General features: G+C 33.6%; 7 protein-coding genes, 1 pseudogene and 1 riboswitch. Of the genes and pseudogenes, 1 reads left to right on the top strand and 7 read right to left on the bottom strand.

Annotated elements, in window-relative coordinates; genetic code table 11:
- Positions 1-209: 209 nt before the first annotated feature.
- The 4 genes from der to RWZ86_RS03415 form a co-directional block, all read right to left on the bottom strand.
- Complete coding sequence (der, locus tag RWZ86_RS03430) at positions 210-1,523, bottom strand: ribosome biogenesis GTPase Der (protein ID WP_314680016.1); 1,314 nt, start codon at positions 1,521-1,523, stop codon at positions 210-212.
- 71 nt (positions 1,524-1,594) lie between these two features.
- Complete coding sequence (gene rpsA / locus RWZ86_RS03425; protein ID WP_314680014.1) at positions 1,595-2,788, bottom strand: 30S ribosomal protein S1; 1,194 nt, start codon at positions 2,786-2,788, stop codon at positions 1,595-1,597.
- Positions 2,789-2,918: 130 nt separating this feature from the next.
- The gene (cmk, locus tag RWZ86_RS03420) at positions 2,919-3,578 is read right to left on the bottom strand and encodes a (d)CMP kinase (RefSeq protein WP_314680012.1); all 660 of its coding nucleotides are present in this window, start codon (positions 3,576-3,578) and stop codon (positions 2,919-2,921) included.
- A 78-nt stretch (positions 3,579-3,656) separates the two neighbouring features.
- Positions 3,657-4,244 (bottom strand): SAG1386/EF1546 family surface-associated protein, encoded by a 588-nt coding sequence (locus tag RWZ86_RS03415; RefSeq protein WP_314680010.1) that lies wholly within the window; start codon positions 4,242-4,244, stop codon positions 3,657-3,659.
- Between the two features lie 226 nt (positions 4,245-4,470).
- On the opposite strand from RWZ86_RS03415, the gene RWZ86_RS03410 reads away from it, so the two are divergent.
- The gene (locus tag RWZ86_RS03410; RefSeq protein WP_314680008.1) at positions 4,471-4,713 is read left to right on the top strand and encodes a ferredoxin; all 243 of its coding nucleotides are present in this window, start codon (positions 4,471-4,473) and stop codon (positions 4,711-4,713) included.
- Between the two features lie 75 nt (positions 4,714-4,788).
- Here the strand turns inward: RWZ86_RS03410 and RWZ86_RS03405 are convergent, their stop codons facing one another.
- The 3 genes and pseudogenes from RWZ86_RS03405 to murC all read right to left on the bottom strand — a co-directional run bounded on the left by RWZ86_RS03405 (position 4,789) and on the right by murC (position 8,902).
- Positions 4,789-5,526, bottom strand: a complete 738-nt coding sequence (locus RWZ86_RS03405; protein ID WP_314680006.1) for an amino acid ABC transporter ATP-binding protein — start codon at positions 5,524-5,526, stop codon at positions 4,789-4,791.
- Positions 5,527-5,531: 5 nt separating this feature from the next.
- A pseudogene (locus tag RWZ86_RS03400) lies at positions 5,532-7,191 on the bottom strand (ABC transporter permease subunit).
- A 141-nt stretch (positions 7,192-7,332) separates the two neighbouring features.
- A riboswitch (Lysine riboswitch) is annotated at positions 7,333-7,481 on the bottom strand.
- 89 nt (positions 7,482-7,570) lie between these two features.
- Positions 7,571-8,902 carry a UDP-N-acetylmuramate--L-alanine ligase gene (gene murC / locus RWZ86_RS03395; protein WP_314680004.1) on the bottom strand — a complete coding sequence of 444 codons (1,332 nt, stop codon included), beginning with the start codon at positions 8,900-8,902 and terminating at the stop codon, positions 7,571-7,573.
- Positions 8,903-8,907 lie beyond the last annotated feature (5 nt).

Raw genomic sequence — 8,907 nt, 5'->3', positions numbered from 1 at the left:
TGCTGAAACATCTTTCTTTGTTAATTGCGTTTTTTTAGCTACGCGATCTACTAATTCTGCTTTATTTGCCATGTTAGATTCACCTCCATCACATAAGAAATAATTCAGTACTTATTGAGTGGTCCAATAATACTGGAAACCTTACTGTTGATTTCTAAACAAGTATACCATTTGATTAGCGGACTTTCAACGAATTATACACGATTTTATCATTTTCTTTGTCGAACAATCATATGAATTGGTGTTCCTTCAAAACCAAAGGCAGAACGAATTCGATTTTCTAAGAAACGTTCATATGAGAAGTGCATTAATTCCACATCATTAACAAAAACAACAAATGTTGGTGGTTGAATCGCCACTTGTGTCATGTAGTAAATCTTCAATCGATTTCCTTTATCCGTAGGAGTTGGATTCATTGCGATAGCATCCATTAATACATCATTTAAAATCGATGAAGAAATACGTTTAGAACGAACTTCATGAATTTCTTTTAATAATGGGGCAATTTTCACCAATCTTTGTTTTGTTTTAGCTGAAACGAATAAAATCGGTGCATAAGATAAATATAAGAACTCTTTACGAATATTTTGTTCGAATTCTTTAAATGTAGAATTATCCTTTTCTAAAGTATCCCATTTGTTGACTAAAATGATTACACCTTTACCAGCCTCATGAGCATAACCTGCAATCTTCTTATCTTGTTCTTGAATGCCTTCTTCTGCATTCAAGACAACACAAACAATGTCGCTTCGTTCAATCGCTCTTAATGCACGTAAAACACTATATTTCTCGGTAGATTCGAAAACACGTCCTTTTTTACGAATACCAGCTGTATCAATCATTTTAAAAATCGTACCTTCTTCATCCGTAAAACTTGTATCAATTGCATCACGAGTTGTTCCTGCAACATTTGATACAATCACACGTTCTTCTCCAAGCATTGCATTTACTAAACTTGATTTTCCTACATTTGGACGACCAATAAAACTAAAACGAATCACATCTGTATCATCTTCTCGATCATCATGTTCAGGAAATGCTTTTACAGCAGCATCTAATAAATCTCCAAGTCCTAATCCATGACTTCCAGAAATTGGGAATGGTTCTCCAAAACCTAATGCATAAAAATCAAAAATATCGGATCGTAACTCTGGATTATCGACCTTATTTACGGCTAATAATACAGGTTTATTTGTACGGTAAAGCATTTTAGCAATATGCTCATCCGTTGATGTTACACCTTCTTTTACACTTGTTAAGAAAATAATGACATCTGCTTCTTCCATTGCAATTTCAGCTTGCATACGAATATTTGACATAAATGGTTCATCAGTAATATCAATACCACCTGTATCAATAATATGAAATTGATGTCCTAACCATTCACCTTCAGAATAAATTCTATCTCTCGTTACTCCAGCAATATCTTCTACAATAGAAATTCTTTCACCAACAACTCGGTTGAAAATGGTAGACTTCCCAACATTTGGACGGCCTACAATCGCAATAACTGGTGTTGACATCAAAATTCCTCCTTTCTCAAAAAATGAGGCTGGGAGTTTTTCCCAACCTCACCCAAATTTAATATTTACTATTAGTCTTCAACAACTAATTCAGATAATTGTTCACCTAAACGATCTGCTAATGAAAATGTTACATCTTCTTCAGGTAACACGTATTCTTCTTCCACAACTTCTTCAACTTCAGGTTTTTCAACAACTGGAGCTTCTTCTAAAGCTTTAATACTTAATGAAATGCGTTTTTCAGCTTCGTTTACGTCTAAAACTTTAACAGTTACTTCTTGTCCTACTTGAAGAACTTCTTGAGGAGTTGCAATATGTTTATGAGCAATTTGAGAAATGTGAACTAATCCTTCTACTCCAGGGAATAATTCAACAAATGCTCCAAATGCTGCAAAACGTTTAACAGTTCCTACTAATGTAGAATCAACTGCTGCACGTTCAGTAATATTATCCCAAGGTCCAGCAACTGTTTCTTTAATTGATAGAGAAACACGGCCTTTTTCAGCATCTACTGCAATAACTTTTGCTTCTACAGTTTGTCCTACTGCTAAGAAATCACTTGGTTTTGAAACATGTTGATGAGAAATTTCAGAAACATGAACTAAACCATCAATTCCACCTAAATCAATGAAAGCACCAAAATCTGTTAAACGAGCAACTTTACCTGTAACAATTGCACCTTCATAAACAGCTTCTAACGCAGAAGCACGTTTAGCAGCTTTTTCATTTGCTACGATTTCTTTACGAGATAAAATTAAACGATTATCTGCTGGTAAAATTTCAACGATATCAAATACTAATGTTTGTCCTTTAAATTGTTTTAAATCTGAAACAAAGTGGTCAGAAATCATTGAAGCTGGTACAAATGCACGCACACCTGCATCTACAACTAATCCACCTTTAACTACGTCTTTTACAGTTCCTTCAACTTGTTCATGATTATCTGCTTTAGCTTGAAGTTCTTCCCAAACTTTACGAGCATCTACACGACGTTTTGAAAGTAAGAAACTACCGTTTTCTTTATCTTTAATCGGTTTAATGACTACTAAGTCTAATACATCTCCCACTTTTACAACATCTTCAACTTTTTCAAATGGAGTTGCTGATAATTCATTAAAAGGAATAACACCTTCAACACCTCCACCAATAATACCAACAATAGCTTGTTTATCTTGTAAAACTAGCACTTCTCCTTGAACTAAGTCTCCAACTTGGATATCTTTTACAATATCAAGCGCATCTTGCATTGTTTGTAATTCTGACATTTGACTTCCTCCTATTACGCAACCATTCATTCGAATGAAAAAATAATTCAAAAAAATTATTTTCTCTCCTTTTTACATCATATCACTATTTCTTTCACAATTCTAGTAATTTCCTTTTAAAAAGGCTGTCTTACTGGTTCTTTTGAATTAATGCTGTTACAGTTTTTACAACATCTTCAATTGTCATTGTTGTTGTATCAATTTCTATAGCATCTTCTGCTTTTTTTAGTGGAGATTCTTTACGAGTTGAATCAATATAATCACGACGACGGATATCTTCTACTAATTCTTCATAAGACATCTCAATGCCTTTTTCTTGATTTTCAATAAAACGACGTTTTGCTCTTTCTTCTACACTCGCCACAAGGAAAATTTTAATCTCAGCTTGTGGAAGTACAACTGTACCAATATCTCTTCCATCCATAATAATCGAATGATTTTCCGCAATTTCTCGTTGTAAATGAACTAATCTAGTACGTACTTCTTTTAATGCAGAAACTGCTGAAACATTTTTAGTCACTTCTAAGCTTCTAATTTCATCAGTTACATCTTCGCCGTTCATAAATACACTTTGTTTTCCGTCTTTCATTGAAAAACGAATTTCAATATTTTGAACTAACTCATAAATAGCATCATGGTCTTCCAATGAAATGTGATTACGTAAAACCGCTAAAGTCACCACACGATACATCGCACCTGTATCTAGGTATAATAAGTGATTTTCTTTCGCAATTAATTTTGAAATAGTACTTTTTCCAGATGAAGCAGGTCCATCAATTGCAACTTGCATAAATTATATCTCCTTTAGATTTTTAAATTTTCCCTATAACAACCTAAAAGGCTGGACTTGCTGCCCAGCCTTTAGCTGTTATTGTCTTGGTTGTAATACTTTTAATTGCATTCCTGGTGAAATGTTATTGCTAGTTAAACCGTTAATAGATTTTAGCGTTCCTACATCCATCCCATGATTTACAGCAATTCTATACAAAGTTTCGCCTGCTTGAACAGTATATGTTCCATAAGCGCCATTTTGAGAATTTTGAGCTTCGGAAGTTGTCTGTTCTCTTTGCTGTTGTCTAGCAGCATCTGTTGAAGTTGCTGTTGTTGAGGTAACACTAGTTTCATTAGCTTTCGTTTCTGTAGATTTAGCCTCAGCAGTTGTTTTTTCAACAGTTGTTGTTTCAACTACTTTTGTTAACATTACTTCATCTGCTGTACGAGGTTTTACCTCAGCCTTAGAGCTTGACCAATAGAACCACATCATAAACAATAATGGCGATACTACGACAACGATAAATACAAATAATAACACACTTAATAATGGTGCTCCTGCCTTACCATTTGAATTACGCGCACTACGTGAATATTGACGTGCCTTTTGCGTATCTTCACCAAATTGGCGATCCCATGGTTGTTCTTCTTTTGGGCTTCTTTCATTATTTAAATTATCAGTCATTAAAAATCCTCCTAAATTCAACCACTGTCGTCATTAGACTTTATTCATTTAAAACTATAGCACATTTTCGCAATAATATGCAATCTTTTCTATCTATAGATAACATTTTAGCACATTTTTTGTTATTGTCATTGATTTTTTCAAAAATTTTAATTTTTTTGAAAATTTTTTTGAAATATGAGAATATTATTATATCTAATATCATTTTTATAAATGGGGGAATCATATGAATTCGAAAAAAATACAATCAATTTATGGCAAAGTTGACTGTGAAAGCTGTATTGCCTGTGGAATTTGCCAACTAAAGGCAAGTAATCTTTTTGAATACGATAATGATGGAATAGCATTCATGAAACATGACGATAATACCGGAACCCTACCAATTCCTGAACAGGAAATTGAAGCTTTTAAAGAAGCCTACACTCACTGTCCAACAGGAGCCATCAAACGAAAAAATTCCCCTTTTTAATTTTAAAAAAACACTACGGCAGCAGATACATTTCAATATCTGCTGCCGTCCTTTATTACTATTAGAAAAGTCAAATTACGATAATACACGCATCAAGAATTCTTTTGTTCTTTCTTTTTGTGGATTTGTAAAGATTTGCTCTGCAGTTCCCTCTTCAGCAATAACTCCTTTATCCATAAAGATAACACGGTCACTCACATCTCTAGCAAATTCCATTTCATGAGTTACAATTATCATTGTTAACCCAGTATGAGCTAAACTCTTCATTGTCTCTAAAACTTCATTTACCATTTCTGGGTCTAGTGCAGAAGTTGGTTCATCAAATAATAATACAGCGGGTTGCATTGATAATGCTCTAGCAATCGCTACACGTTGCTTTTGTCCACCTGACAATTGGCGAGGACGAGCATTTAAATAGGCACTCATTCCAACTTTCTCTAAGAAACCTTTCGCAATTTTCTCAGCTTCTTCTTTAGATTTTTTCAACACTTTAATAGGTCCAACTGTACAGTTTTCTAATACATTTAAGTTATTAAACAAATTAAATTGTTGGAAAACCATTCCTAAATGAGTACGATATTCATAAATATTTGTATCCTCATCTAAAATATTTTTCCCATTATATAAAATTTCACCAGAAGTCGGTTTTTCTAATAAGTTTACACAACGTAATAGAGTAGATTTACCTGAACCTGAAGAACCAATAATCGTTACTACTTCACCAGATTCAACTGAAAATGAAATGTCTTTAAGGACTTCATGAGTCCCGAATACTTTATTTAAATGTTTAATCGTTACTACTTCTTGACTCATGATTCTTATCCTTTCCCTTTCGTTTTTTCGTATACAGATGCCATTGAATTTGAATTTAATGGATCTGAATGAATGATTTCATAGTTATCAGGGCCATCCATTTTACGTTCAATATAACGTAAAATTTGTGTTAAAACAGTTGTCATAATAAAGTATAAAATCAATGTGACAAAGAATGTTTCAAAATAACGGAAGTTTGCTCCCGCAACTGTTTTTGTTGCAAAATATAATTCTGAAACAGAAATTACGTTCAATACAGAAGTATCTTTGATATTGATAACAAACTCATTTCCTGTTGCAGGTAGAATATTACGAATAACTTGTGGGAATACAACATTCATCATTGTTTGAGTATGTGTCATCCCAATGGCTTGAGCTGCTTCAAATTGTCCTTTGTCGATAGAAATAATCCCTCCACGAACAATCTCAGACATATAAGCACCTGTGTTAATGGATACAATGAAAATCGCAGCAAATGTACGATCCATATCAATTCCAAACGCTAATGCTGATCCATAATAAATAACCATTGCTTGTACAATCATTGGTGTTCCTCTAAAGAACTCTGTATAAGCTGTTAAAATTGCATTAGCAATTTTTAAAGCAATTCTTTTCGAACCTTTTTCTGGCATAGGGATAGTTTTTACTAATCCTATTAATAATCCGATTCCTGTTCCAATAATTGTCCCAATAATAGAAATATATAAGGTTACCCAAGCTCCATTTAGAAACATTGGCCAATTATCTTGTATAATTTTGATAATCCATTCAATATTCATCTTTTGCCCTCTTTCTTTTTTTTAGTTATGTATCTAGAAGGGTTTCCCCTTCTAGTTTAGTAAAATATGTTTATTAGTTAGCAGCTGGTTGATTTTTGATTGCTTCATCCATAATTTGTTGACGTTCTGCATCAGAAATTTCTGATAAAGCTTTGTTGATAGCATCTTTTAATGGGCTATTTTTTTTCAAACCAACAGCTGTATCTGTATCTTCATCACTTGCTTGGAAACCATCTGTTAATTTAATCATTACGAAATCTGAATTTGCAGCTTGAGCAGAAACACCTTCTGGTAATTCAGAAACATAAGCATCAATTGTTCCAGCTTGTAATGCTACACGCATTGCAGGGAAGTTGTCCATTGCAGGTTGTTTTGCAACGCCTGGAATTTGATCAATCACGCTATAGTGGAAAGTGTTTAATTGTCCAGTTACTTTAGCACCTGAGAAGTCAGCTAATGTTTTAGCTTGTTCAAATTTGCTACCTTTTTTAACAATCATTACTAATTGTGATTTGTAATAGTTATCTGAGAAATCAATTGCTTCTTTTCTTTCAGCAGTTGGACTCATACCAGCTATGATTGCATCTAGTTTACCAGAAACAACGCCTGGTGTTAAGCCATCCCACTCAGTTTTTACAACAACTAATTCTTTATTTAATTTTTTAGCGACGCGTTTAGCAATTTCAACGTCATAACCGCCAGCATAATCATTTGTACCTTGGATTTTTACAGCTCCATTAGCATCTGTTTGTTGTGTCCAGTTAAATGGTGGATATCCAGCTTCCATCCCAACAACTAATTGGCTGCTTGATGATTTACTTCCACATGCAGCTAAACCTAAACCGATTGCTACCGTTAATAATCCTTTTAATAAATTTTTTTTCATAAAAAATCCTCTCCTCTTGGTTATAAACTTTGGACTCAAATAAAAAAGAGAGATTACGAACAAAAGGTTCGCAATCTCCCCTGAATAGACTCTTATCCTAAAAAGTGTACAGAAAAAATTAGCATAAACTGCTTTTGCCCGGCAATTGATTGCACTTCACACTGTTCTGGGCAGAAAGTGTGACAGTGACTGACCTATTATGACCAGCCCCCAACATAGCTTTGCTACATTTCGGCGAAATCCCCTTTCCGTAATCACGTACTTTTGTCATCCGCGCCTCAAGTTCAATAACCATATATTTAATTAGTAAAGTCATTGTAACAAAATGAAAATATGATGTCAACTATTTTCATTAAATTTTCATTATTAATTTTCAACATTAATTTTGAGTAGGTGAAGTACTGCTTAATAATTGTTCATAAGCAAATTCAAATTTTTGTACATCTCCTGCTCCCATAAAGATAATAACAGCATCTTTATAAACTAATAATGGTGAAACATTTTCAAGTTTCAAGACTGTTGCTCCACCTTCCACTAAAGCTACCAAATCTTCAATCGATACATTTCCAGATTTTTCACGCACAGAGGCGAAAATATCACATAAATATACATCGTCTGCTAATGACAATGCTTTAGCGAATTCATCTAACAAAGCAATCGTTCTTGTAAATGTATGTGGTTGGAATACTGCAACAATTTTCTTCGTTGGATATTTTTGTCTTGCAGCATCTAATGTTGCACGAATTTCAGATGGGTGATGTGCATAATCATCAATGACTGTAATATCTTTAATTTTTTTCTCTGAAAAACGACGTTTAACTCCACCAAAAGTTTTTAAATTCACTGCCAATTCTTCAGGGTTAAAATTATTTAAGTAATAGAATGTAATAATCGCTAATGCATTTAAAATATTATGAGTTCCAAATGTTGGAATATCAAATTTACCATAGAATTTTCCATGGATATAAACATCAAAATGACTACCTTCTGTATCTTTTTCTATGTTTTCTGCTACAACATCATTCCCTTTAGCAATTCCATAATAAGTAATTGGTGTAGTCACATCCAATTCTCGTAATCTTGCATCATCCCCGCAAGCGATAATCCCTTTTTTCACTTGACGACCAAATGATTCAAACGCACTTTGTACATCATCAATATCTGTATAATAATCTGGATGATCAAAATCAATATTTGTCATAATGGCGTAATCTGGTTTATAGGCCATAAAATGACGTTTATATTCGCAAGCTTCTAATACAAAGTATTCAGATCCTTCTACACCATGACCTGTACCGTCTCCAATTAAATAACTAGTTGGTTCCATTGCACTTAGCACATGAGACAATAATCCTGTAGTACTTGTTTTTCCATGCGAACCTGTAATTGCCACACTTTGATATCCTTTTAATAATTCTCCAAGGAATTTGTGATAACGAATCACTTCAATTCCTTTTTCACGTGCAGCCACTAATTCTTCATGACTATCAGGAAATGCATTCCCAGCAATGACAATTTGTCCTTCTTGAATATTTTCTGCACTAAACGGAAACATTTTAATGCCAGCATCCTCTAATCCTTTTTGAGTAAAGAAATAATTCTCCAAGTCTGAACCTTGAACAGAATATCCTTCTCCATGTAAGACTAAAGCTAATGCACTCATTCCTGAGCCTTTTATACCCGTAAAATGATAAATTTTACTTTTATCCATGATAA

It is taken from the genome of uncultured Granulicatella sp., assembly GCF_963545075.1.
Taxonomy (GTDB): domain Bacteria; phylum Bacillota; class Bacilli; order Lactobacillales; family Aerococcaceae; genus Granulicatella.
This window is presented reverse-complemented; position numbering and strand designations above follow the sequence as displayed.

Coding starts and splice junctions, on each gene's coding strand:
- RWZ86_RS03410 (WP_314680008.1), top strand. CDS start 4,471: ATGAATTCGAAAAAAATACAATCAATTTATGGCAAAGTTGACTGTGAA.
- RWZ86_RS03415 (WP_314680010.1), bottom strand. CDS start 4,244: ATGACTGATAATTTAAATAATGAAAGAAGCCCAAAAGAAGAACAACCA.
- cmk (WP_314680012.1), bottom strand. CDS start 3,578: ATGCAAGTTGCAATTGATGGACCTGCTTCATCTGGAAAAAGTACTATT.
- der (WP_314680016.1), bottom strand. CDS start 1,523: ATGTCAACACCAGTTATTGCGATTGTAGGCCGTCCAAATGTTGGGAAG.
- rpsA (WP_314680014.1), bottom strand. CDS start 2,788: ATGTCAGAATTACAAACAATGCAAGATGCGCTTGATATTGTAAAAGAT.
- murC (WP_314680004.1), bottom strand. CDS start 8,902: ATGGATAAAAGTAAAATTTATCATTTTACGGGTATAAAAGGCTCAGGA.
- RWZ86_RS03405 (WP_314680006.1), bottom strand. CDS start 5,526: ATGAGTCAAGAAGTAGTAACGATTAAACATTTAAATAAAGTATTCGGG.